21 protein-coding genes are annotated in these 23,261 nt (G+C 66.1%); 11 read left to right on the forward strand and 10 right to left on the reverse strand.

What is annotated here, in order from left to right; all coding sequences use genetic code 11:
• The first annotated feature begins 44 nt into the window (after window positions 1-44).
• The gene (locus CIT40_RS28270) at window positions 45-341 is read left to right on the forward strand and encodes a hypothetical protein (RefSeq protein WP_014439893.1); all 297 of its coding nucleotides are present in this window, start codon (window positions 45-47) and stop codon (window positions 339-341) included.
• Window positions 342-472: 131 nt separating this feature from the next.
• Here CIT40_RS28270 and CIT40_RS28275 read toward each other — a convergent pair whose 3' ends face one another.
• Window positions 473-1,024, reverse strand: coding sequence for a DUF4112 domain-containing protein (locus tag CIT40_RS28275; protein ID WP_094893473.1), 552 nt, complete (start codon window positions 1,022-1,024; stop codon window positions 473-475).
• Between the two features lie 59 nt (window positions 1,025-1,083).
• Entirely contained in the window at window positions 1,084-1,509 is a 426-nt protein-coding gene (locus CIT40_RS28280; protein WP_094893472.1) for a DUF5413 family protein, read from the reverse strand.
• 140 nt (window positions 1,510-1,649) lie between these two features.
• Here CIT40_RS28280 and CIT40_RS28285 point away from each other — a divergent pair, with 140 nt between their 5' ends.
• The 3 genes from CIT40_RS28285 to CIT40_RS28295 all read left to right on the forward strand — a co-directional run bounded on the left by CIT40_RS28285 (window position 1,650) and on the right by CIT40_RS28295 (window position 2,691).
• Entirely contained in the window at window positions 1,650-1,892 is a 243-nt protein-coding gene (locus CIT40_RS28285; protein WP_094893471.1) for a hypothetical protein, read from the forward strand.
• A gap of 36 nt (window positions 1,893-1,928) precedes the next feature.
• Complete coding sequence (locus tag CIT40_RS28290; RefSeq protein ID WP_094893564.1) at window positions 1,929-2,159, forward strand: hypothetical protein; 231 nt, start codon at window positions 1,929-1,931, stop codon at window positions 2,157-2,159.
• Between the two features lie 259 nt (window positions 2,160-2,418).
• Entirely contained in the window at window positions 2,419-2,691 is a 273-nt protein-coding gene (locus tag CIT40_RS28295; protein WP_244611861.1) for a hypothetical protein, read from the forward strand.
• Between the two features lie 122 nt (window positions 2,692-2,813).
• On the opposite strand, the gene CIT40_RS28300 is transcribed toward CIT40_RS28295, so the two are convergent.
• The 5 genes from CIT40_RS28300 to CIT40_RS28320 form a co-directional block, all read right to left on the reverse strand.
• On the reverse strand, window positions 2,814-4,421 hold the full coding sequence (locus CIT40_RS28300; RefSeq protein ID WP_094893470.1) for a hypothetical protein: 1,608 nt from the start codon (window positions 4,419-4,421) through the stop codon (window positions 2,814-2,816).
• A 37-nt stretch (window positions 4,422-4,458) separates the two neighbouring features.
• Window positions 4,459-5,751 (reverse strand): adenylosuccinate synthase, encoded by a 1,293-nt coding sequence (locus CIT40_RS28305; protein WP_094893469.1) that lies wholly within the window; start codon window positions 5,749-5,751, stop codon window positions 4,459-4,461.
• A 198-nt stretch (window positions 5,752-5,949) separates the two neighbouring features.
• Window positions 5,950-6,633 (reverse strand): ABC transporter ATP-binding protein, encoded by a 684-nt coding sequence (locus CIT40_RS28310; RefSeq protein ID WP_094893468.1) that lies wholly within the window; start codon window positions 6,631-6,633, stop codon window positions 5,950-5,952.
• Window positions 6,626-7,852, reverse strand: a complete 1,227-nt coding sequence (locus CIT40_RS28315; RefSeq protein ID WP_094893467.1) for an ABC transporter permease — start codon at window positions 7,850-7,852, stop codon at window positions 6,626-6,628. Before CIT40_RS28315 ends, CIT40_RS28310 begins: the two co-directional genes overlap by 8 nt.
• Window positions 7,849-9,102 carry an efflux RND transporter periplasmic adaptor subunit gene (locus CIT40_RS28320; protein ID WP_244611862.1) on the reverse strand — a complete coding sequence of 418 codons (1,254 nt, stop codon included), beginning with the start codon at window positions 9,100-9,102 and terminating at the stop codon, window positions 7,849-7,851. The genes CIT40_RS28315 and CIT40_RS28320 overlap by 4 nt, the downstream gene beginning before the upstream one ends.
• A 124-nt stretch (window positions 9,103-9,226) precedes the next feature.
• Here CIT40_RS28320 and mgtA point away from each other — a divergent pair, with 124 nt between their 5' ends.
• The 4 genes from mgtA to CIT40_RS28340 all read left to right on the forward strand — a co-directional run bounded on the left by mgtA (window position 9,227) and on the right by CIT40_RS28340 (window position 14,178).
• Window positions 9,227-11,743 (forward strand): magnesium-translocating P-type ATPase, encoded by a 2,517-nt coding sequence (gene mgtA, locus CIT40_RS28325; RefSeq protein ID WP_094893563.1) that lies wholly within the window; start codon window positions 9,227-9,229, stop codon window positions 11,741-11,743.
• A gap of 162 nt (window positions 11,744-11,905) precedes the next feature.
• The gene (locus tag CIT40_RS28330; RefSeq protein WP_094893465.1) at window positions 11,906-12,838 is read left to right on the forward strand and encodes a DMT family transporter; all 933 of its coding nucleotides are present in this window, start codon (window positions 11,906-11,908) and stop codon (window positions 12,836-12,838) included.
• Between the two features lie 143 nt (window positions 12,839-12,981).
• On the forward strand, window positions 12,982-13,500 hold the full coding sequence (locus CIT40_RS28335) for a hypothetical protein (RefSeq protein WP_094893464.1): 519 nt from the start codon (window positions 12,982-12,984) through the stop codon (window positions 13,498-13,500).
• A 9-nt stretch (window positions 13,501-13,509) separates the two neighbouring features.
• On the forward strand, window positions 13,510-14,178 hold the full coding sequence (locus tag CIT40_RS28340; protein ID WP_094893463.1) for a class I SAM-dependent methyltransferase: 669 nt from the start codon (window positions 13,510-13,512) through the stop codon (window positions 14,176-14,178).
• A 3-nt stretch (window positions 14,179-14,181) separates the two neighbouring features.
• On the opposite strand, the gene CIT40_RS28345 is transcribed toward CIT40_RS28340, so the two are convergent.
• Entirely contained in the window at window positions 14,182-17,364 is a 3,183-nt protein-coding gene (locus CIT40_RS28345) for an ATP-binding protein (protein ID WP_094893462.1), read from the reverse strand.
• A 232-nt stretch (window positions 17,365-17,596) separates the two neighbouring features.
• Window positions 17,597-17,986 (reverse strand): DUF1330 domain-containing protein, encoded by a 390-nt coding sequence (locus CIT40_RS28350; protein WP_162307906.1) that lies wholly within the window; start codon window positions 17,984-17,986, stop codon window positions 17,597-17,599.
• Between the two features lie 105 nt (window positions 17,987-18,091).
• On the opposite strand from CIT40_RS28350, the gene CIT40_RS28355 reads away from it, so the two are divergent.
• Window positions 18,092-19,027: a DMT family transporter gene (locus CIT40_RS28355; protein ID WP_162307719.1), complete on the forward strand. Its 936-nt coding sequence runs from the start codon at window positions 18,092-18,094 to the stop codon at window positions 19,025-19,027.
• Between the two features lie 112 nt (window positions 19,028-19,139).
• The gene (locus tag CIT40_RS28360; protein ID WP_094893459.1) at window positions 19,140-20,117 is read left to right on the forward strand and encodes a Bug family tripartite tricarboxylate transporter substrate binding protein; all 978 of its coding nucleotides are present in this window, start codon (window positions 19,140-19,142) and stop codon (window positions 20,115-20,117) included.
• A 144-nt stretch (window positions 20,118-20,261) separates the two neighbouring features.
• Here CIT40_RS28360 and CIT40_RS28365 read toward each other — a convergent pair whose 3' ends face one another.
• On the reverse strand, window positions 20,262-21,947 hold the full coding sequence (locus CIT40_RS28365; RefSeq protein ID WP_094893458.1) for a methyl-accepting chemotaxis protein: 1,686 nt from the start codon (window positions 21,945-21,947) through the stop codon (window positions 20,262-20,264).
• Between the two features lie 265 nt (window positions 21,948-22,212).
• On the opposite strand from CIT40_RS28365, the gene CIT40_RS28370 reads away from it, so the two are divergent.
• Window positions 22,213-23,256 carry a C-terminal binding protein gene (locus tag CIT40_RS28370; RefSeq protein WP_094893457.1) on the forward strand — a complete coding sequence of 348 codons (1,044 nt, stop codon included), beginning with the start codon at window positions 22,213-22,215 and terminating at the stop codon, window positions 23,254-23,256.
• Window positions 23,257-23,261: the final 5 nt, after the last annotated feature.

Raw genomic sequence — 23,261 nt, forward strand, 5'->3', positions numbered from 1 at the left:
CCCACGCGCTTAAAGCCCCAGAGAAGATCACGAGGTCTTTGACCATGCGTCCACTGCGTCCGTTCAACTTCAACACCTCCGCCGAACTCTTCCCCGCCGCGATCCGCAAGAAGAAGCGCGCAGGCTTCACCTATCGCCGGTTCGGCACCGCGGCCGAAGCCGTGCAGTTCGCGATGGAGCAATTGCCGACGGATTCGCTGAACGGCGCCTATCTCCAGGTCGAGGAAGCGCGTTTCGACCAGAACGGCATCCGCTCACTCTATGAGAGCGAAGCCTTCCCGTTGGAGCGCCACCGCAAGCCGGAGCCCGTGGCCGCCGAGACCGACGCCGACGCGGCGTAAGTTTTTCGCCAACATTCGATGTGTGCTGAAAGCGCGATGGTCCAAGGGCCGTCGCGCTTTTTGCTTTCTTAATTCTCCCTCTCCCGCTTGCGGGAGAGGGGCTCGATCAACTTCTGAAAATTCTAGAATCTTCACATCCGCGGCTGCTTGTCGAGCCAGCGGCGGAGCAGACGCACGTTTCGCATGTTGGCGCGAAACACGACGTCGAAAGCGTCGCCTGCGAACGGGACCAAGCCGACCACGCCGTCGAGCGCGACGTTGCCGAGCATGCGGGCCGTGACATACCAGGGCGCGCCCAACGCGCGGGCCTCGCGCACCAGCCACAGCGAGATCGCCGTGGTGATGATGTCGCCGATGACGGGGATCAGGCCGATCAACCCGTCGATGCCGTAGCGGATGTTGGTGCCGGGCAGGATGAAGGCGACGTCGAGCAGCTTGGCGATCGCCTCGAGCCGCGCGATCCGCTGCTCGCGCGTCAGATTGCCGAACGGGCTCCCGGCGAACGGATTGTCCTTGCCAAGCTCGAAACGGAACTCGCGAAAGCCCTGCTCCAGCGTTTCGGGGCGCACTTCCCGGCCGTCCTGGTCGATGATCGGCCCGCGCGCCTCCGGGCCGGAGGTCGTGCGCGAGGGTCCCGAACGGGATCTGCGTGGAGCAAGGATGTCGTCGTCGGACATGGTCATGGCCTTCAGGGAACGCGCGGACGCGGCGGAAGTTGCTGCGCCGCGCCCGAACGTCGCGCTCAGGTCGGCGCCGCCATTGGCTGCGGCTCCTTGATGTATTTATGCACGAGCCAGGACGAAATCAGCGCCGGCACGAACCCGACCAGGCCGTACAGGATGAACTGCACCGCGCCCGAATCCGGCCCGCGCGAGCTATAGGTGAGCGAGGCCAGCACGAAGGCGAACAGGCCGACCAGGAGCATCCGCAAGCCCGGTCCGATCCGCCTGATGTGGACCAGGATGTCGTCGATCGCGCCGATCATCAGCGAAGGCAGGAAGCCGAACAGATAGCTGTATTGCAGCGTCTTGAAGAACACCGCGAACAGCTTGCCGACCTCGCCGAGACTGGTCTGGGTCCAATAGCCGGACTGGTAGGTCGTCGTCAGCAGCAGCAGGAACCCGCCGACGAACGGGCCGACCAGCGCAAACACCAGATAGCGTTTCATCAAACACCCTCACACGTCTTCGCTGACTATAGCAGCGCCGCGGGAACCTTGAATAGCGCGGTTCGGCCTTGGTGGGAACAAGTGGCACGACGACGAGTTCAGACAGGACCCGAATTCAACTTTGCAAGATTGGAGTGCCGATGGCCCGCAAAATTATCCTGGCGACGATCACGCTGGCAGCCCTCACCGTTCTCTCGGAGCCGCGTGCTTTCGCGCAGGGCCACATGGGCACGCCGCAGGAGCAGAAGGCCTGCTCGCGCGACGCACAGCGCTTCTGCCGGAAGGACCTCGGCAACGACATGGCCGTCCAGGGATGCCTGCAGGCCAATCGCGCCAAGCTTTCGAAGTCCTGCAACAAGGTGTTTCAGAGCCACGGCATGTGAGGACCGGCACCGTCCCGGCGAATGGAGCGTGAAGACATGTTGCGCGACGAACAACTCTCCATTCTCCGGGACATCAGCCAGTCCGTTGCCTTCGCCGACGACCGCCACGGCAAGATCGGCGAGCTGATCGCCGACGGCTACGTGATGAAGGACGGCGACCTGTTCGAGCTCACGGCCAAGGGCGTCACGGCCGTCGAGGAACACGCCGCCGCGCTCGGCGCGAGCGATGTCGAACAGGCGAGCGCATCCTCCGATCGACTGATCTGATCGCGTGAACAGGCTTGTTGCGTGACGTCCACGCAACAATTGCAATTTCCTTCATGCCGCCCATTGCAGCTCTTTGACAATGACGCATACTTCGCCCTGGGCGGCGCAGCACTTTTCGATTCGAAATTCACGAGAGATCGAGCGACTACATGCGGGATCGAGGTCCCGGCGTGAAGGCTGTGACATGCGGCAGATCAAGCCGCGTGCGGCGCCCCAAAACAAAGTGGTTCAACCCACGGAACTCGGGGATGCATTCTTCATGACACGCTACAGGACCATCGTTTCGCTGTTCGCCTTCGCCGCCACGGCGTTCGCACTCCAGACCTCGCCCGGCCTCGCCTTCTCGTCCGAAGCGCAGCAGATGTGCACCGGCGATGCGATGCGGCTGTGCTCCAGTGAGATCCCCGACATTCCGAGAGTCAGGGCCTGCATGGTGCAGAAGCGAGCGGAGGTCAGCCCCGGCTGCCGCGCCGTAATGGACCGCGAGCACGCAGCCACGACATCGCGCAAGCGGGAAGCGGCGGCGCAGTAGGATCCGCGACGTCATTCCGGGGCGCGCGAAGCGCGAGCCCGGAATCCATTCTCCTACGTCACGCGCTGCACGATGGATTCCGGGCCCGTGCTACGCACGCCCCGGAATGACAGAGAGCGACCCTAATCGCCCCACTGCGCGAAGGCGTCGTTGAAGGCGCGCTCGCCGGGGGCGCCCTTCTCGATGGCGATGATGGCGCGGCGCTGGTTGGCATAGACCAGCGGCACGTCGAACCACGAGCGCTCCTTCAGGAGCTGGACGTTGCGGGAACGGTCGGCGTCGACATTGGACAGGCCGACCAGGAAGAAGCCGTCGGTGACCTTGACCGCGAGGCCTGCGAGCGGCGTACCGCGCGCCTGCTCGTTCGACTTCATCAGGATGCCCGGCACGTTGGAAATGCTGCCGCCCGGGAAATCCGGCGGCAGGATGAAGGTCAGCTCCGCGGTGTGGCTCGCCGGCAGCGAGGAATCGGTGTTGCGGCGGAACGACATCGTCATCTTGAACTTGCGATCGGGGATCTCGATGTCGGCGCGCACGGCGACGTCGGCCTTCTGGGCGCCCGAGGCCTTGATCGGCTCCAGCCGCCAGACCACCGAGCCGACATATTGCTTGCCCTTCGGATCGGACGGATCCTCGTCATAGAGCACGACCTTCTGCGCCACCGGCGCGACCGGCTGGTTGCTGGCCGAGGGCTGGCCGACGCGATCGGGAATCTTGGGCTTGCTCTGCGGCTGCGACGGATCCTTCGGCGCCTCCACCAATTGGGTCGGCGAGGATTTCAACAAACTGGTCGCGGTCTGGACCAGCTGCTTGCCCCAGAGGATGCCGGCACCGACCAGGATCAGCACGATGCCGACGGCAATCGCGCTCTTGAACGGAAAGGCGGAGCGGGTGCGGGCGCGCTTCTTGGCGTCGCGCTCGGGCGCGATGCGCGGACGCGGCGACGGCGGCTGCGGCGCGTAGCGCTCGGCCTCCTCGATCGACTCGTCATAGGAATAGGGCGCGTCCTGCTCGCCGGCGCGGTTTTCCAGGCTCGGCTCGAGCCGGTCGAATTCCGGCGAGGGCGAGGGCACGTTGGCATAGGTGCGGCGGGCGGCACGGCTGGCCTGCGCGGCCGCGCCGCCGAGATCGTTGGCGTCGGCCGTGATGTCGCGGAAGCCGCGCACACCCGGGGCCGGCGGCAGCGCCGGCGGAGGTCCGACATCGGGCGGACGACGCGCACCGGCGCGATCGCGTCCGGCCGCCGGCTCCGGCATCGGGGGCGGGGCGGACGGTCCCGGCTGGCGCGGGGCGTCGAAACGGGGAGCGCGCGGCGGGCGCGGGGCCTCGCTCTGGTCATCGACGTTGAAGGACGGACGGTCGGCGCGCGGCGGTGGCGGGGCCGGACGCGTGCGCGGCGGGGCCGGCGCAGCCGCAGCCGGGGCACCTTCGGCGGCTCGGGTGCTGGCACGGCGAAAGGCGTCGCCGCTGCTGCCGCTGCGGGCGCCGCCACCGGGGCGCGAGGCCTCGCGCGCGCGCTGGGCGGCCTCAGATTCGACCTTGCGGACGGCCTCCTCCAGCGACAACCGCTCGCGGGTGATCTCGGATTCGGAGAGCGGCGGCTGCACGCTGCGCAGCTGGGCGATCAGGGCCGTGCGCGCCCGCTCATAGAGCGCGCGACGGCTTTCGCCGGGAGCGTTGGGGTCCAGGGCGGCAATAGCGCGGGCGATCAGCGGATAGTAATCAGCCATTTCAACTCAATTATACGCGCGTCCTGGTAAGAGATCGTTAAGCCTCAAACGGGTTTTGCACGAGGATAGTATCTTCGCGTTCGGGGCTGGTGGAAAGCAGCGCGACCGGGCACCCCACCAATTCCTCGATCCGACGGACATATTTGATGGCCTGGGCCGGCAGCTGGGCCCAGGACCGCGCCCCGGCGGTCGGCTCCTTCCAGCCCTCGATGGTCTCGTAGATCGGCTCGACCCGGGCCTGGGCGCCCTCGCCGGCGGGGAAATGGTCGATCTCCTTGCCGTCCAGCTTGTAGCCGGTGCAGACCTCGATGGTGTCGAAGCCGTCGAGGATGTCGAGCTTGGTCAGCGCGAGGCCGTTGATGCCGCAAGTGCGGACCGCCTGGCGGACCAGCACGGCGTCGAACCAGCCGCAGCGGCGCGGACGGCCGGTGTTGGTGCCGAACTCGCGGCCGCGTTCGCCGATCCGGCGGCCGGTCTCGTTGTCCTGCTCGGTCGGGAACGGGCCCTGGCCGACGCGGGTGGTGTAGGCCTTGCACAGGCCGAGCACGTAACCGACCGCACCGGGGCCGAGGCCCGAGCCGGTCGCCGCCTGCGCCGCCACCGTGTTGGACGAGGTGACGTAGGGATAAGTGCCGTGGTCGACGTCGAGCAGCGCGCCCTGCGCCCCCTCGAACAGCATCCGCTTGCCTTCGCGGCGCTTGATGTCGAGCAGCCGCCAAACCGTCTCGGCATAGGGCAGCAGCTCCGGCGCCAGCGCGCTCAACTCCTTCAAGATCACCTTGCCGTCGAATTCGGGCAGGCCGAGGCCGCGCCGCAGTGCGTTGTGGTGGGCAAGCAACCGGTCGATCTTGTGCGGGAGCGTGTCGAGATCGGCGAGGTCCATCAGGCGGATGGCGCGGCGGCCGACCTTGTCTTCATAGGCAGGCCCGATGCCGCGGCGGGTGGTGCCGATCGCAGTCGCCGCATTGGCGGATTCGCGATGGGCATCGAGCTCGCGGTGCAGCGGCAGGATCAGCGTGACGTTCTCGGCGACACGCAAATTCTCCGGCGAGACCGCGACGCCCTGAGACCTGAGCTTGGTGACCTCGTCGAGGAAGGCGGCGGGATCGAACACCACGCCATTGCCGATCACCGACAACTTCTGGTCGCGCAGCACGCCCGAGGGCAGCAGCGCGAGCTTGTAGGTCTTGCCGTTGATCACCAGCGTGTGGCCGGCATTATGACCGCCCTGGAAACGGACGACGATGTCCGCCTGCTCCGACAACCAGTCGACGATCTTGCCCTTTCCTTCGTCGCCCCACTGGGCGCCGACGACGACAACATTGGCCATTCGCGGGTAATCCTTCGAAGATTTAGATGCGCCCAGCCCAATTCCCGGCCAGAGGCCGTTCGCACGCGAGGCAGCCCAACCGGATAAAGGAAGCAGCCTCTCTAGGCAAGCAAGAACGGGACTTTTTTCGGGCGCAAGGCGCTCTCCAAGCCTTTGATATCCCCTTAATTTTCGTCTTGCCGGCGCGATCTTGCGAGCTTAGGCCCGGATGCGGCCGTCGACCACTTCGATGATGCGGTCGCAGCGCCGCGCCAGCTCCATATTATGGGTGACGAGCAGGAAGCTCGTGCCGCTGTCGCGGTTGACCTGCCGCATGAGTTCGAACACGGCATCGGCGGATTTGGTGTCGAGGTTGCCGGTCGGCTCGTCCGCCAGAACCAGATCGGGATTCATCGCGAGCGCGCGCGCCACCGCCACCCGCTGCTGCTGACCGCCCGACATGTTGTTGGCGAGGTTGCCGGCGAACTTCTCCAGCCCGACCTGTGCCAGCAGCCGGTTCGCCCGCGCCTCGATCTCCGCACCGGGAAAGCCGCGATCGACCAACATCGGCATCATGACGTTTTCGAGGGCCGTGAAGGCCGAGATCAGAAGGTGATACTGGAAGATGAACCCGATGGTGTGGCCGCGCAGCCGGGTGATTTCAGCGTCGCCGAGCGCGGCCGTGTCCTGTCCCTTGATCAGGAGACGACCGGACGTCGGCCGGTCGAGCAGGCCGACGATGTTGAGCAGCGTGCTCTTGCCCGAGCCGGATGGGCCCATCAACGCCAGGAACTCGCCGTGATCGAGCTTGAGGTCGATGTCGTGCAGAACCTCGGTCTCGGTCGGCAGGCCGACATTGTAGGCCTTGCACACGCTCTCGAGCTTCAGGATCTCGCTAGCCACGGATCGCCACCACCGGATCGAGCTTCGCGGCGCGCACAGCCGGCGCCATCGCGGCCAGGAGGCCGGTGATGGTGGCGAGCAATGCCGTGTAAATGAACAGGGATCGCTCCATGATGAGCGGAAACAGTTCAGCGCCGTCGGCCTGGCGGGCCACCGAATGCCAATAGGCCAGCGCGAACGCGCCCATCGCCGCGCCGAACAGCGAACCGACAAAGCCGAGCAGCCCACCCTGCAACAGGAACACGCGCAGGACCTGCCCCCGCGAGGTACCCATCGCGCGCAGGATGCCGATATCCTTGGAGCGCTGGATCACCGAGACGACGAGCACGGCCGCGATGCCGAACGCGACGGACAGGCCGACGAACAGGCGGATCAGGGTGTTGGTGTTCTGCTGGGCCTGTACCGCGGAGAAGAACTGCGCATTGGTCTTGATCCAGCTGTCGGCCTCGACTGCGTTGGCGGCCTGGATGCGCTGGGCGATCTCCTCGGCGGCGTAGATGTCGCTGACCGTGATGTCGATGGTGGTGACACCGCCGATCATGCCGAGCAGCGATTGCGCGGTCCGCAGCGCGGCATAGGCGACGCGCTGGTTGACACCTTTGTTGCCGAGGTCGACGAGGCCCGAGATCGTCAGTACGCGAGTTGCGCCGGAGGCGGCGCGGACGTTGAGCTTGTCGCCGACGGTGGCACCGAGATCCTTGGCGAGTTCGATGCCGATGATGATGTCCTCGCTGGTCAGGCGCGGCTCGCCGGCGACGACATAGTCCGGCACCTTGACGATCTTGAAATAGGAATCCGGCTCGACGCCGGACAGCGTGACGGAACGGCTGGCGTCACCGCGCACCACGAGCACCGAGCCGAGGATGGTCGGCGATACCGCCGTGACCTCGGGCATCGCGCGCATCTGGCTCGCGATCTTCGGCCATTGATCGATCGAGATCACCCGCTGGCTCGGGCGCTGCACCACCGCGTCTTCGAGCTCGCCCGCGCCCTTGCGCAAGGGGCGGGCGACCTGATCCGGCGCGAGCAGCTGGATTTGCGGCTGCGAGGTCAGCACGCGCTTGATGAAGTTCGCCTGGAGCCCCGCGAGCATCGCCGACATGAAGACGATGACGGCAACGCCGATCGAGATGCCGCCGATGATGAAGATGGTCTGCAGCCGGCCCTCGCGCAGGAAACGTACCGCCATGGTCCATTCGAACGGCAGCCAGCGGTTCATTGCAGCACGGGCCGCAGGCGCTGCCCGGCCAGGACGCCGGAATTCTGCGGGATCGCGACGTCGCCGGCGGCGAGGCCGTCGGTGATCTCGACATGGCTGTTGCCGCGCAGGCCGATCTTCACCGGTCGCTGGCTGGCGCGGCCGTCCTTGATGCCGAGCACCCAAGGGGCGCCCGACAGGACGTCGTGCACCGAGCGCAGCGGCAGGACCAGCGCATCGTCCTTTGCGGCGACCTCGATATCCACCGAGACCGTCATGTCCTGGCGCAGATAGTCCGGGGGATCGGCGACCGTCAGCTTCACTTCGACCGAGGCGCGCGAAATGTCGACGCCCGGATTGATGTAGGTGATGACGGCGGGAAAGCGCCGGTCAGGATAGGCATCGGCGGAGGCGAGCGCCTTCTGCCCGAGCGCGATCTTGCCGAGATTGCGTTCGTCGATCTGCAGCACGAGTTGCGAGTCGCCCGCCGGCGCAAGCACCAGCAGCGCCTTGCCCGGCTGCACCACGGTGCCGCGTTCGACGCTGCGCGTGATCAGGACGCCGTCGCGGGGCGCGGCGATCGTCGCGTAATTGAGCCGGGATTCGGCAGTGTCGAGATTGGCGCGGGCCTGGTTGAGCAGGGTCTGGGCCATCACATAGTCGCTGCCGCCCGGGCTTGCCGTGTAGACCTGAAATTGCGCCGAGCGCATCTGGGCGCGGGCGACGTCGAGCGTCTTCTGCGCATCGTCGAGCGCCGCCCGCGTCGCATAGCCATTGTGTTCGAGCTGCGCCGTGCGGTCATAGGTCTTCTGGGCGTTGAGCAGTGTCGCCTTGGCCTGCGTCAACGCCTCGTCGGCCGAGGGCCGCGTCAATTCCTCGATCTGCCTGATGCGCGCCTCGGCCTGGGCCACCGCGCCTTGCGCCTGCACCACGCTTGCCTTCAGCTCACGCGATTCCAGCGAGATCAGCGGCTGGTCCTTGGTGACCTTCTCGCCTTGCTGCACCAGCACCTCCTGCACCGTGCCGGTGAGCTGGCTGCCGATCTCCACCCGGAACGGGGTCTCGACATGGCCGCTCGCCACCACCGTCTCGATCAGGCGGCCGCGCTTGACCTGATCGACCACGATCGCCGGTCCCAGGATGGTCCGCGCGCCTTGCCAGACCCCGAGGCCGAGCAGGACGACGACCGCGAGGATGAACCATTTGTGACTGAGACATCCCGACCATAGCGACGCGACCGAAAACCGGCGCTTGGGCTGCGGCAGGATCATTGCTTGCTCGACCATGCCGGCGAAGCTAGCGCGCTCACGGCAGCCCGGATTGCGGCAGGTCAACACGTTACGCCGAATTTAGCGGCACGTGGCCCAGCAAGATGCCTTCAAATGGGAGACCCGCTTGCCGGACAGTCCAGCGCACGCCGACAACCACTTCTGGCGCCTGTCACCCGATGAGCTTTGTAGGCGACTGGACTGCACGCTCGCAGGCCTGGCTGCGGCCGACGCCTCCGGGCGCCTCGACCGCTTCGGGCCGAACAGCGACGCGGCGGCGCGCACCGAAGGTGCGATGCGGGCAATCCTGCGCCGGCTGCTGGAGCCGCTGTCGCTGATCCTGCTGGTGGCCGGCATCGTCTCGATGCTCACCGGCGACGAGATCGGCGGGCTCATCATCGTCCTGATCCTGACGCTCTCGATCGGGCTGGACACCGTCCAGGAAGGTCATGCGATCCGCGCCGCGGAAGTCCTCCGCCGCTCGGTGGCGCTGAAGGCCGAGGTCAAGCGCGACGGCACCTTCCGCGAGATCGACGTCGATCACGTCGTGCCCGGCGACATCCTGCGCGTGCGCGCCGGCGACATCATCCCGGCGGATGCATTGATCCTTCAAAGCACCGCGTTCACCGCCGGCGAGGCGGCGCTGACCGGCGAGCCCTATCCGGTGCAGAAGCGCGCCGGCGCGGTCACCGATCCCGACGATACAGCGAATGCGCTGTTCCGCGGCGCCGTGGCGCAGACCGGAGAGGCGATCGCGCTCGTGGTCAGGACCGGTCGCGACACCGTGTTCGGAACGGCCGCATCAGCGCTTGCCGAGGCCCAGACGCCCTCGCCGTTCGAACGCGACCTGCGCGAATTCGGCCTCGTGATCGCGCGCGCCACGCTGGCGCTGGTGCTGGTCGTGCTCACCGTCCGCGTCGTGTTCGGCCGCCCGGTGATGGACTCGCTGCTGTTCTCGGTCGCGCTGGCGGTCGGGCTGACCCCGGAATTGCTGCCGATGATCACCACGGTGACGCTGTCGCGTGGCGCATTGCGCATGGCCGGCCGCAAGGTGATCGTCAAACGCCTCGCCGCGATCCACGACCTCGGCGCCATGACGGTCCTGTGCACGGACAAGACGGGCACGCTGACCTCGGCCGAGATCACGCTGGCGAAAAGCCTCGATGCCGATGGCAAGGACGACGCCCGCGCGGCTCGGCTCGGCGCCATCGCCGCAGAACTCGGCGGGGATCGCGGCTCGCTCGATGCGGCGCTGGTCGCCGGCCAATCCAACGCCTCACAAGGCTGGTCGCTTGCCGGCCGGCAGGCATTCGATTTCTCGCGCAGGCTGGGATCGGTACTCGCAACCGGTCCCGAAGGCGCATTGCTCATCGTCAAGGGCGCGCCGGAGACGGTACTGGAATTGTGCACGACGCAGCGCAGCGGCGCGATGGACGACGACGCGCGAACGGCCGCCATCGCGCGCGTGCATCAGTTCGCGGCAGAGGGGCTGCGCTGCATCGCCATCGCTTCGCGCCCCTGGACCGGCGCAACGCGCGAGGTCGAAACCGAGGACGAGACCGATCTCGTCTTCGAGGGTCTTTGCGCCTTCGCCGACCCGCCGAAGCCGACGGCCGCGGCCGCCATTGCCCGGCTCGCGGCGAGCGGCGTCACGCTGAAGATCCTGTCGGGTGACGATCCCGTGGTGGTGAAGCGGCTCGCCGGCCTGGTCGGACTGAACGCCGACCGCGTGCTGTCGGGTGCCGACATCGCCGAACTCAGCGATGACGCGCTGGCCGTACAGGTGCAATCGACCGATGCTTATGGCCGGCTCGCACCCGACCAGAAGTCCCGCATCGTGAAAGCGCTGCAGGCAAGCCGCGCGGTGGTCGGCTTCCTCGGCGACGGCATCAACGACGCTCCGGCGCTGAAGGCCGCCGATATCGGCCTGTCGGTCGACGGCGCAAGCGGCGTGGCGCAGGCCGCCGCCGACATCATCCTGCTCGCATCCGACCTCGAAGTGGTCGCCGACGGCGTCGAGGAGGGACGGCGTACCTTCGCGAACATCCTGAAATATGTCCGCATGGGCGCGAGCTCCAATTTCGGCAACATGCTGTCGATGGCGATCGCCTCGATTGCGCTGCCGTTCCTGCCGATGCTGCCGACGCAGATCCTGCTCAACAATCTGCTCTACGACCTTTCCGAGCTCGGCATTCCCTTCGACCAGGTCTCACCCGCAGCAACCGCGCAGCCGCAGGTGTGGAGCATGAGGCGGCTGGCGCGCTTCGCCGCGATCATGGGGCCGCTGTCGTCGGTGTTCGACTTCCTGACCTTTGGCGCCCTGCTCTATCTGTTCAAGGCCTCCCCGGAGGAATTCCGCACCGCCTGGTTCATCGAATCCATGGCGACCCAGATCCTGGTCATCTTCGTCATCCGAACCAATGGGCGGCCATGGCGCAACTGGCCGGATCCGTTGCTGTCCGCCTCCTCGCTGGTTGCCCTTCTGGTCGCGATGGTGGTGCCGTTCACGCCGGTCGGCGCCTGGTTCGGCTTCGTCACGCCGCCGCCGATCATGATGGCCGGCATCGTGCTTCTGGTCGTCGTCTACCTCGCCTGCGCCGAGTCGCTGAAGCCGTTTGCGATCCGCACCGGACGAAAGGACTGAGCGCGGTTCCGGCCGCATCGCACTGCGCATGGTCGCGATGCGCCTCGCACCATTGATATCGGGCGCATTTCCGTGTCTTTGAGCGAGGCCGGGCGATCAGCCGGCCCGGATCGACCCGGGCCGGGGTCTCGGCGCACTCGACGCGGGACCATAACAATCACAATGTCCGCCACCGGCCAGACCACGAGCACCGAAACATCCGGCCACGGCTGGATCGCCAACCAGCCTTATCTGCTGCTTTGCATCACCGCGCTGTGCTGGGCCGGCAACGCCATCGTCGGGCGGCTCGCCGCCGGCCACATCCCGCCGGTGACGCTGTCGTTCCTGCGCTGGTTTTTCGCCTTCCTGCTGGTGCTGCCGTTCGCCTGGAAACACCTTGCCCAGGACTGGCCCGCGATCCGCGGCAGGCTCGGCCTGATGATCACGCTCTCGATCACCGGCATCGGCGCCTTCAACACGCTGCAATATTGGGCGCTGGAGCATACCCAGGCACTCAACACGCTGCTGCTGCAATCGGCCGCGCCGCTGATCGTGGCGCTGTGGTCGCTGGCCATCCTCGGCGTCAGGCTCACCGCGGCGCAGGCGTTCGGCGTGGCTCTCTCGATGTGCGGCGTGCTGACCATCCTGCTGCACGGCGATTTCACCACGCTGTCGAATATCGCGTTCAACAAGGGCGATCTCATCTTCATCGTCGCGCTTATCATCTTCGCGCTGTATTCGGTGCTGACGCTGAAACGGCCGCCGATGCACGGCCTGTCGTTCCTCGCCTTCACCTTCGGGGTCGGCGCGGCCTGTCTCATTCCGCTCGAGATCTGGGAATTGTCCGCGCGCCCGGTCATGAAGCTCGACGGGCCGAACCTCTTGACGCTGTTCTACGTCGCGGTTTTCCCCTCGACGCTGGCCTATCTCTGCTTCAATCGCGGCGTCCGCCTGATCGGCGCCAACCGCGCCGCGCCGTTCTTCCATGTCGTGCCGGTGTTCGGCTCGATCATGGCGATGGCATTCCTGGGCGAACACCCGCAGGCGTTCCACTTCATCGGGTTTGCGCTGGTGCTGTCGGGCGTGTTCGTCGCGTCACGGAAGCAGGCGGGCTGAACGGCGGCTCCAAGCGCGCATTGTGCGCGGCGCACCGGCCTTGCTGCCTCAGCTTCCTTGCAATTTGCCCGGGATCAAGGTTCAATATCCTCATTGCTGACTTCCAATCCGATAACCCAGCTCTGATTGTCAGGGAGAGTGGTATGGGCGCGTTGATGGCTGAGGACGATATCTATATCGGTCCGCTTTTTGATCTGTTCAATTTGAGATTTGGTCCCGAGCAGAGAGACGTCGAATTCGACGCGGGTGGCGTGTCCGAGATCAAGGCCCTGCAGGAGGAGTTCAGCATCTTCCAGGAAGGGCGGCCATTCGTCGAGAGCGCGAAGCTGCTCGGGTTGGGAGGCCTCGGCAACAACCGCGCGAAGAACCGTTGGTACAATGTGCTGACCTGGCTCGCCAAGGTGCCGTCGGACCAGGACGGCGAAACCGGCGACCAGCGCATCGTGAACGCGCTGATCAAGAACTTCGGGCGCAAGTCACCGCTGCCGTGCTTCATGAAGGCGCATGACTCCCGGGATAGCGCCGGCTACGGCCTCAAGGTCGTCGTTCGCGAAGACACCCCGATCTTCTACATCGACCGGACCTATCTCACGATCTCGGTGCCGATGGCGCCCAAAGTCCCGCCCGCGGGCAAGGATAAGAAGAAGTCCAAGAAGAAATAGGCCGGACCGGTGCGCGCTGCCGCAAGCGAGCCTGCCCGTTCGGGCGGCGGAGCGCTCGCCCACGTCTACAGCGACATCGCCGCCTATTATTCGGCCAAGGTCGCGCGCTTCGGTGCGACGCCCAACGGCGTCGACTGGACCTGCCAGGCCACGCAGGAGATGCGCTTCGTCCAGTTGCTGAAACTGTGCGATTTCACGTCGTCCTTCTCGCTGAACGATTACGGCTGCGGCTATGGCGCCCTCATCGCGTATCTCGACCGCCGGCATCGCGGCTGCGCGATCGACTATCTCGGCATCGACCTCTCCCGTGCGATGGTGCAGCGTGCCCGGCAGAAGTGGCGGGACCGCAACGCGGCCGACTTCGTCCTCGGTCATGCCAGTCCGCGGACGGCCGACTATGCGGTCGCGAGCGGCATCTTCAACGTCGCGCGGGAGCAGACGCGGCAGGATTGGGAGCACTTCATCGCGGCGAGCCTCGACGACCTCCATCGCACCACCACGCGCGGCTTCGCCGTCAACTTCATGAAACGTGCCCCAGGGACGGCCGGACGCGAGGGCCTCTACACCACCGACACCGCCTCGTGGGCGCGGCACTGCGCCGCCCGCTTCAATGCGACAGCCGAGGTACGTGACGGCTATGGATTGATGGAGTTCACGCTGATCGTGCGGAAACTGTAGCCCTCACGCGCCAACCGACAGCCGCCGCCGCATTTGCTCGAGCAGCCGCCCGTAGATGGCGGCGCCGGTCAGATCGATCAGGCGCTCGGCCTGCTCGACCAGGCGGGCCACCTCGCCGAGGTGCTCCGGCTCGTTGCCGGCCGCAAGCGCTGCGGCGAGCGTGATGGTGGCACGGCATTCCGGCAGGCGGGCATGCCGTTCCTGGGCGACGCGGATCGCTTCCCGTGCCTTGTCGACGGCCGCGGCGCGGGCGCCGGAACAGAGCTGATAGTCCGCAATGCTTGCGAGCATCTCCGGCTCGATCTCCATGGCGACGCGCGCACTGCGCACGAACTCGACGCCCTCGGTCAACGACGGGATGGCCGCCGGATAGTTCTGGGCGATGCCCTGGGCGGTGCCGATGCAGGCCAGCGAATAGGCGCGCAGATACGGGCTGGACTGGCGCGCCGCCAGCTCGGTCACGCGCCAGGCATGGCTCGAGGCCATCCCGGAATCGTCCAGGCACCAGGCGAGATCGACATAGCCGAGATTGGCGATGAACTGAACGGTCGGGTCGATCAGCGTCGGATCGATGGCGAGGATGCGATCGAAGCAGAGCCTAGCCTCGTCGAAACGACCGAGCCGAACCAGGATCCGTCCGCGCAGGCTGAGAATCCAATGTTCGACATTGTAGCCGAGAAACTGGTGCTCGAAGTCGGTGATGCCGGGAGCGCCCGCGAGCGCCGCATCGCTCGCCGCGAGCGCTTCGCGCAAGAGCCCGGCCCAGCCGTAGGCCTGGCTGAGCGAGGCATTGAGCGTCGCGGCGCGGCTGGTGAGCTGACGCGTTTCAGTCAGCGCCAGCGCTTCCTTGACGGCGTCGACATAGGCATCAGCTTGCCCCCCACTCGCACCCGCAATTCGACCTTCGACGAACAGCAGAAGCGGGATCATGGAATCATCGATGTCATGCGCCCATTCCAGCGCTTCCTGGATGAAGGGCTTGGCATCCTCCGACGTCATGCCTTCGCGCCAACCCAGCCATGCGATCTGGCTGCTGGCCGCGATCCTGAGTGCATCGCCCGCAGGGCTGCGCTCCTGTCCCGCCTTCAGCGCGCGGACCTTGTGCCAATGCCGGATCGCTTCCGCCGGATTGGTCGAGCCGATCCAGCGCGCGGCCCGCGCCGCAAATTCGGCGGCGGCATCAAGCTCGCCGGCCTGCTCGAAATGATGTGCCAGAAGCGCTGCGAATTCGTCGAGCCTCTCGGGGTAATATTGCTCGATCGCGCGCGCCACGCGCGCGTGCAGGAGGCCGCGCCGCGCGCGGAGCTGGGTCGAATAGGCGATCTCCTGTATCAACGGGTGACGGAAGCTGTAGTCCTGGCCATCCTTGCCGCTGCGCACCTGCAGCATTTCGCCGGAACAGAGCCGGGCCAGCGTCGCTTCGAGCTCGGCCGCAGGCAGGCTGGCGACACTCTGCAGCACCGCGAGCTGAAACTCCTTGCCGATGATCGCCGCCGTGTGCAGGAGATCGCGATCGCCGGGCGCCAGTCGATCGATCCGCGCGCCGATGACGGCCTGCACCGTCGGGGGCAACACGTCGGCGGCGCCGGAGATGCCGCGCCGGTAACCGCCCTGCTCGCCGACGATGACCAAATGCTCGACCAAGGAACGGATCAGTTCCTCGGCGAAGAACGGATTGCCGCCGCTGCGCTCGGCGACGCGCCGGCGCACGTCGAGAAGCTCGTCTCGCGGGCCGAGCAGCTCGTCGACGAGATCGTCCGTATCCGTCGGCGACAGCTCGGCGAGCTCGATCTGCTGGTACAGCGGCCCGCGCATCCAAGGTGCGAAATACGCCGGCCGGAAGTTCACGATCAGCGCCGTCTTGGTGGAAATCACCGCATCGACGAGCGTTGCGACGAACTCCTCGCTGGCCTGATCGAGCCAATGCAGATCCTCGATGATAATCACCGACGCAGACGCACCGCGTTGGCGAACCATGTGCCGAACGATGTCGAGCAGGCGAACGTTGCGGGCGCGTGGACTGAGCCAGGACGGCGGTCCTTGGCCGTGCCTGATCCCGAGGAAGTCACAGACCAGCCAGAGGTCCGCCTCGAAGGTCGAGCCCAACTCGGCCAGGCGCGTGGCGATCTGCTTCACCGCCAGATCGGGCTCGTCGTCCGGCGAGACGTTGAAATAGGTCGACCGTAAGAACTCCAACACCGGCTGCAGCGGCGTCGCCGCGCCATAGGGCTGCGCGCGAGCCTCGAACACCGGGATGAGACGCGCGCGGCACCATTCCGCGAATTCATAGCATATCCGACTCTTGCCGGTGCCGGGCGGACCGACGATGCCAGTGACGCAGGAGCCGCCGGTCTCGACCGCCGCCAGGGTCCGCTGAAGCAGGGTCATCTCCCGTTCGCGCCCGCGGAACGTCGCCAGGGCGACCCCCCGGAATTGCTGGCTGGCGACCGCCGGCTTGAGGTTCTTCAGAAGATAGAGCTCGATCGGCTCCGGCACTCCGCGCAGGCGGTGACGGCCGAGCGGACCGACCTCGCAGAACGAGCGCGCCAGTCGATAGGTCTCGTCGGTCAGGCAGATCTCGTTCGGCTCCGCCTTGGCCGGCAGCCGGCTTGCGAGATGAATGGTGAGGCCGTAAGCGCCGTGCTCGGTGACCGTGTCGACGAGCGGAGCATCCGCGACGATCTCTCCGGAATGCAGGCCGACGCGCACTGACATGACATCATCGCGCAGGCGAAACGTGTCCCGGATCGCCAGCGCGGCCTCGCAGGCCAACAGAGCGTGTCCCTCCTGCGCGCGTGGCGCGCCGAAGAAGGCGAGGATGCCGTCGCCTAGCGTACGAACCACCGTGCCCTCGAACCGCTCCACGGCGTCGCACATGGCGTCGAGCGCCGGCTTGAGGCGCTGCATGGCATCTTCGGCGGTCAGGCCGGCAACGATCTCGGTCGAGCTGACGAGATCGGCGAACAGCACCGTCACCTGTTTCAGCTCGCCACGAACCGGCCGCGGGGCCGGGGCCGCGACGAGCCTGCTCGCAGCATTCAGGGCTGCACCGCAGGCCCCGCAGAAGCCCGAGCCGGGCGGGCTGAGATGATTGCACGCGTGACACGCCATCGGCAGAGCGGCGCCGCAACCGTGACAGAAGCGATTTGTCGCCGGATTGTCCCCGCCGCATCGCTCACAAAGCATCTGATCCCCTACGAAACAATCATCGACCGGGAGGCAGCAGCAGCATCGTAACGCCTCATGCCGGGCCCGCAATGCCCCGACATGCATGCCAAAGGCACCATCTTTGGCCTCCCCACGCAATCGAATAGTTCACATTTTGGCGCATGACGGCGCGGAGGCTGCGTCGAAAAGGTTGCAGAACACGGCTTCAACGCGCGCCTCGGTAGCAAGCCGGCCGGTTCAGCCGGCAGTGTCAGCCGAGGCTGAACTTGCTGTACGCCTCGCTCGTCGCGATGATCAGGTGTTCGGCGCAGCCGTTGACCCGATGCGGGTCGGCTTCGCGCTCGTAGGCCTCCGACGTCATCATGTCCAAAAAAGCCGTGACGGTGGGGTAATGGACCAGCGCGACGAAATCCCAGTCGCTGCCGGCGTGCGGTCCCAGTGCGACGGCCTTGGCCTCCCCGGTCCAGAGCAAGGTGCCGCCGCGCGCCTTGATCATCGGCACGGTGACGGCGCTGTAGCGCAAATAGGCGTCCCAGCCGGATCCGTCGCCGTCGCGCGAGCGGGCGTGGAAACGCATCAGGTTCAGCATCACCACCGGTGCCTGCGGATCGAGCCGTTCCAGGCCCGCGATGTTCAACATATTGACCGGCAAAGGCGCCTCCTCGGGGTTTGCCTGCATTGTAGCATTGCGGCCGCGTGACTTGTGCCACGACGCCGATCCGGCGCAAGCTCGTATGCAACGCCAATGACGACCGCTTCACCCGCGCCACCGGCCTCCAGTCCGGCCAGCTGGCTCAACAACCAGCCTTATCTTCTGCTCAGCCTGAGCTCGCTGTTCTGGGCCGGCAACATCGTGCTCGCGCGCCATGTCGGTGCGCATGTGCCGCCGCTGACGGTGACCACGATCCGCTGGTTCGGCGTTTTCCTGATCCTGTTGCCGTTCGCCTGGCCGCATCTCAAGCGCGATTGGCCTGCCCTGCGCAACAGCCTGCCGCTGATGCTGTTCCTGTCGCTGGTGGGCTTTGCCTTCAACAATGCGATCTCGTACTGGGCGATGCAATATACGGAGGCGCTGAACGCGCTGCTGATCCAGTCGGCCGGCCCCCTGTTCGTGGCGCTGTGGTCGCTGGTGCTGTTCGGGGTCCGGCTGACGGGGGCCCAGTTCGCCGGCATCGCGATCTCGCTTCTCGGGGTGCTGATCATCATCCTGCGCGGCGATCTCGCCGCGCTCGCGAGCATCAGCTTCAACAGGGGCGACATCATGTTCGCCTCCTCGCTGGTGGCATTCGGGATCTACTCGGCCTTCATCCCGCGCCGGCCCAAGATCCACCAGCTCTCGTTCCTGTCCTTCACCACCTGCTGCGGCGCGACGATGCTGATCCCCGCCGCGATCTGGGAGGCGGCGAGCGGCCGCGTGCTGCAATTCGACGGGATCACGCTGGCGACGCTCGGCTACATCCTGATCTTTCCCTCGACGCTGGCTTATCTGTTCTTCAACCGCGGCGTCGCGCTGATCGGCCCGAACCGCGCCGCGCCGTTCTTCCACCTCGTGCCGGTGTTCGGCTCGGCGATGGCGATCCTGCTGCTCGGCGAAAAGCTGCAGCCGTTCCACTTGATCGGCTACGCGCTGGTGCTCGCCGGCGTCGTGATCGCATCGCGCCAGGGTTCGGCCGTGAAGTAATTCCGCGCGGCGGACGATGCACCGCGCCCTGGGCACGAGACAACTCGCGTCTTCCGATTTCAATGAAGAGACGCTAGGTTCCCCGCCAACGAAAAAGAGGGAACGTCTCAAGATGATTTCAGGGCTGATTCGAAACCTGCGGACCGCCGGTGCGGCCGCATTGTGCCTCGCCGCCGCATCTACTGCGCAAGCCGATACCTGGCCGAGCCGCAATATCACGCTGGTGCTGCCGTTTGCCGCCGGCAGCGGCACCGACACGACGACACGGCTGATCTCGCAGCATCTGTCGCAGGCGCTCGGCGTCGGCATCATCATCGAGAACAAGGCGGGCGCCAACGGCATGCTCGCCGCAAGTTATGTCGCCAAGGCCGCCCCCGACGGCTACACGCTGCTGGTAACCACCAACACCACGCATTCGGCCAATCCCTATCTGCTCAAGAGTCTCACTTACGATCCGGTCAAGGACTTCACCCCGATCGCACGCACCGGCGACCTGCCCTTCATGCTGGTCGTCAATCCGGAAGTGCCGGCCAAGACCGTCGCCGAGCTGGTCGCCTACGGCAAGGCCAATCCGGGCAAGCTGAGCTACGCCTCGGGATCGTCCTCCGCGATCGTCTCAGGTGCGACCTTTGCGCACAATGCCGGGCTCGACCTGCTGCACGTGCCCTACAAGAGCTCGCCGCCGGCGCTCAACGACGTCATGGGCGGCCGCGTCTCGATGATGTTCGTCGACATCCTGACCGGCCTTCCCCACGTCAACGGCAACGCACTGCGCGCGCTCGCCGTCACCACCAAGGACCGCTCGCCATTGGTGCCGAACCTGCCCTCGATGCAGGAGGCCGGCGTGCCGGATTTCGACATCTCGTCCTGGCAGGGCTATTTCGGCCCCGCCGGCCTGCCGAAAGAGATCGTGACCCGGCTCAATGCCGAGATCCGGAAGATCGTCGAGAAGCCGGAGATGAAGGCTCAGCTCGCCACCCTCGGCATGGACGCGTTCTCGGGCACGCCGGAACAGCTCGGCACGTTCGTGAACGAACAGCTGGTGCTGTGGGAGAAGCTGATCACGAACGCGAAGATCGAGAAGCAGTGAGATCTCTCGTGTCCCGGACGCGCTGCAGCGCGTAGCGCTGCTGCGCAGAGCCGGGACCCAGCCTACCGCGACAGGGGCCCCGGCTCAGCAGCGCACCGCTGAAGAAGCGCTGCGCTGCGTCCGGGGCACGAGACTGTGGAGGCCTTACGCCGCACGCACCTTGGCGAGGAAGCCGTCGACGGCGGTGCGCAACGCGCCGGACTGGCTGTCCAGCTCGCGCGCGTTGGTGAGCACGTCGGTGGCGGCAGAGCCGGTCGCTTCCGCGGCCGAGGTGACGCTGCCGATATTGGCGTTGATCTCGTTCGAACCGGCCGCAACCGACTGGATGTTGCGGGCGATCTCGCGGGTCGCCTCGCCCTGCTGTTCGATCGATGCGGAAATGCCCGCGGTGATCTCGCTCATCTCGGCGATGGTCTGGGTGATGCCGGAGATGGCCGTGACCGCGTCGCTCGTCGAGGTCTGCATCGCCGCGACCTGCGCGGAGATCTCCTCGGTCGCCTTGGCGGTCTGATTGGCCAACGCCTTGACCTCGGAGGCGACGACCGCGAATCCGCGTCCGGATTCACCGGCGCGTGCCGCCTCGATGGTGGCGTTGAGCGCGAGCAAATTGGTCTGCGCGGCGATCGAATGGATCAGCTTGACGACTTCGCCGATCTTCTCGGCGCCGGTCGAGAGCACCTGCACGGTGGCGTTGGTACGCTCGGCGTCGCTGACGGCGCGGCTCGCCACTTCGGTCGAGCGGGTGACCTGGCGGGAGATTTCCGCAACCGAGCTCGACAGCTCTTCGGCGGCCGCCGCGACCGTGCCGACATTGCCGGAGGCCTTTTGCGAGGCGGCTCCCACCGTGGCCGCGCGCGAGGAGGCGTCGCTGGCGGTTGCGGTCATCGACTGCGCCGTCGTCTGCATGCCGGCCGCGGCCGAGGAGACCGAGCGGACGATGCCGTTGACGCTGCGTTCGAAGTCGCTGGCGATACCCTCCATCGCGCGGCGACGTTCCGCCGCGACGCGCTCCTGGGCATCGGCTTCGGTCTTTTCGAGGTCGCGGATGCGGACCGCGTTGTCCTTGAAGATCTGGACGGTGGAAGCCATCGCGCCGACCTCGTCGCCGCGGCCGACGCCGGGAATGTCGCCCTCGAGCTTGCCGTCGGCGAGTTCCTTCATGCGGGTGCCGAGCAGCGCGAGCGGACGGCTGATGCCGCGGCCGATCAGCCAGGCAACGCTGCCGGCGACGATGACGATGCCGAGCATGGCGAGGCCAAGCAGCCAGTAGACCGGACCCATCTTGGCGTCGATGTCGTCGAGATAGGCGCCGGTTCCGAGATACATGTCGAAACCGGGGACGGCGACGGCGTATCCGATCTTGCGGATCAGCGCCGCCTGGCCCGGCTTCGCATATTCATAATACAAAAGGATCGAGCCGTTGGCCTTGACGCCGTCCATCAGCTCAACAGACAGCTTGCGGCCGTTGGTCACGACGTCCATCCGGTTGGCGCCGATCTGTTTCGGATCAGGCGCGAGCTGGGTGATGCCGTCATAGGACGTGCCGAAGAGGTAGCCCGAGCCGTTGTCATAGGTCATCGAATTGCCGTAGCGGCGAAGGTCGGCCAGCGCCGCGTCCTTTGTCATCTCGCCGGCATCGACCCGCTTTTTGAGGGCGAGGGCATAGTTGCGGCCCATATCGACGATCGACTTGGCTTGATCGATGCGGGCATTCACCATCTCCTGCTTCATCAGATAGCCGGCAAGTACACCGGAGATGCAGAGGCCTAACAGCGTAACGCCGACAAGGATGCCGAGCTTGGAGGCGATCTTCAGATTGCTCAATTTCACGGGGATAGCTCCGGCAATAAAAGGGATACGGGCACGCATGTGAATCGATCGAAATTCATTCAACTTTTAGTGCGTGACCCCTTATCAAGGCGTTACGGGCGGCTCCGTAGAAGCCCGGACAAGACGCCCGAACGGCTAAATAAATCGCCGCAACGGCAACCGGCGATTGTACGCATCGACCTCGATTTCGCGTAAAAGACGCAAAGGCCCGCCCCAAGGGGACGGGTCGCAACAAGAACCGACAACCCAAATCGGGAGCGAGGAAATGCCGAAATACAGGGTGGTGACGCCGAAGGGCGCGAGCTTCACCGTCGCGGGCAGCGACTATTCCTATGAGCGCGAGGCGCTCGATCCGATCGACGCCGAGATCATCGAGGCCCCCGCCGACGAGGCCGGGTTCATCGCCGCCGCGAAGACCGCGGACGCCATCTATGCCAAGGGCATCCCCATCACCAAGACCATCATCGACGGCTTGCAGAGCTGCAAGGTCATCACGCTCGGCTCGGTCGGCGTCGACAGCGTCGACGTCAAGGCTGCCACTGCGCGCGGCATTCCGGTCACCAACATCCCCGACACCTTCATCGAGGAGGTCGCCGATCACGCCATGATGCTGCTGCTCGCCGGCTTCCGCCGCCTGGTCGAGCAGGACCGCATGGTGCGCAGCGGCCGCTGGGCCGAGGGCCGGCCGGCACTGCTCAAAGTCCCCAGGCTGATGGGCCAGACGCTCGGCTTCGTCTCGTTCGGCCGCGTCGCGCGTGCGGTTGCGAAACGCGCGGCACCGTTCGGCCTGCGCATGATGGCCTACGATCCCTTCATCCAGGAAACGCTGATGTGGGACCACGGCGTGATCCCGGCGACGCTGAACGAGGTGCTGTCGCAATCCGACTTCGTCTCGATGCATGCCCCGGCAAGGCCCGAGGTGCATCACATGCTGACCGAGAAGCACTTTCGGCAGATGAAGAAGGGCTCGATCTTCATCAACACCGGGCGCGGCGCCACCGTGGACGAAGAGAGCCTGATCAAGGCGCTGCAGGAGGGCTGGATCGCCCACGCCGCCCTCGACGTGTTGGAGAAGGAACCGCCCTCGCACAACAATCCGCTTTTGAGCATGGAGAATGTCACCCTGACCGCCCACGTCGCCTCGGCCTCGGCACGGTTCGACGAAGCGCGCAAGCGCCGGGTGGGCTACGAATTGTCACTGGTGCTTCAGGGCATGTGGCCGGTAAGCTGCGTCAATCCGTCGGTGCTGCAGACGACCGCGCTCCGCCGCTGGCAACCCGTCAGCATGGATCGCGGGCCGAACAGCTAGGCGGC

It is taken from the genome of Bradyrhizobium amphicarpaeae (genome assembly GCF_002266435.3).
Lineage (GTDB): Bacteria > Pseudomonadota > Alphaproteobacteria > Rhizobiales > Xanthobacteraceae > Bradyrhizobium > Bradyrhizobium amphicarpaeae.

Excerpts from the sequence above, each read along its gene's own strand:
- CIT40_RS28290 (WP_094893564.1), top strand. The coding sequence starts at position 1,929 with ATGTTGCGCGACGAACAACTCTCCATTCTCCGGGACATCAGCCAGTCC.
- CIT40_RS28360 (WP_094893459.1), top strand. The coding sequence starts at position 19,140 with ATGATTTCAGGGCTGATTCGAAACCTGCGGACCGCCGGTGCGGCCGCA.
- CIT40_RS28295 (WP_244611861.1), top strand. The coding sequence starts at position 2,419 with ATGACACGCTACAGGACCATCGTTTCGCTGTTCGCCTTCGCCGCCACG.
- CIT40_RS28280 (WP_094893472.1), bottom strand. The coding sequence starts at position 1,509 with ATGAAACGCTATCTGGTGTTTGCGCTGGTCGGCCCGTTCGTCGGCGGG.
- CIT40_RS28320 (WP_244611862.1), bottom strand. The coding sequence starts at position 9,102 with ATGATCCTGCCGCAGCCCAAGCGCCGGTTTTCGGTCGCGTCGCTATGG.
- CIT40_RS28270 (WP_014439893.1), top strand. The coding sequence starts at position 45 with ATGCGTCCACTGCGTCCGTTCAACTTCAACACCTCCGCCGAACTCTTC.
- CIT40_RS28275 (WP_094893473.1), bottom strand. The coding sequence starts at position 1,024 with ATGACCATGTCCGACGACGACATCCTTGCTCCACGCAGATCCCGTTCG.
- CIT40_RS28335 (WP_094893464.1), top strand. The coding sequence starts at position 12,982 with ATGGGCGCGTTGATGGCTGAGGACGATATCTATATCGGTCCGCTTTTT.
- CIT40_RS28315 (WP_094893467.1), bottom strand. The coding sequence starts at position 7,852 with ATGAACCGCTGGCTGCCGTTCGAATGGACCATGGCGGTACGTTTCCTG.
- CIT40_RS28330 (WP_094893465.1), top strand. The coding sequence starts at position 11,906 with ATGTCCGCCACCGGCCAGACCACGAGCACCGAAACATCCGGCCACGGC.
- CIT40_RS28370 (WP_094893457.1), top strand. The coding sequence starts at position 22,213 with ATGCCGAAATACAGGGTGGTGACGCCGAAGGGCGCGAGCTTCACCGTC.
- CIT40_RS28300 (WP_094893470.1), bottom strand. The coding sequence starts at position 4,421 with ATGGCTGATTACTATCCGCTGATCGCCCGCGCTATTGCCGCCCTGGAC.
- CIT40_RS28345 (WP_094893462.1), bottom strand. The coding sequence starts at position 17,364 with ATGCTTTGTGAGCGATGCGGCGGGGACAATCCGGCGACAAATCGCTTC.
- CIT40_RS28355 (WP_162307719.1), top strand. The coding sequence starts at position 18,092 with ATGACGACCGCTTCACCCGCGCCACCGGCCTCCAGTCCGGCCAGCTGG.
- CIT40_RS28285 (WP_094893471.1), top strand. The coding sequence starts at position 1,650 with ATGGCCCGCAAAATTATCCTGGCGACGATCACGCTGGCAGCCCTCACC.
- CIT40_RS28350 (WP_162307906.1), bottom strand. The coding sequence starts at position 17,986 with ATGTTGAACATCGCGGGCCTGGAACGGCTCGATCCGCAGGCACCGGTG.
- CIT40_RS28305 (WP_094893469.1), bottom strand. The coding sequence starts at position 5,751 with ATGGCCAATGTTGTCGTCGTCGGCGCCCAGTGGGGCGACGAAGGAAAG.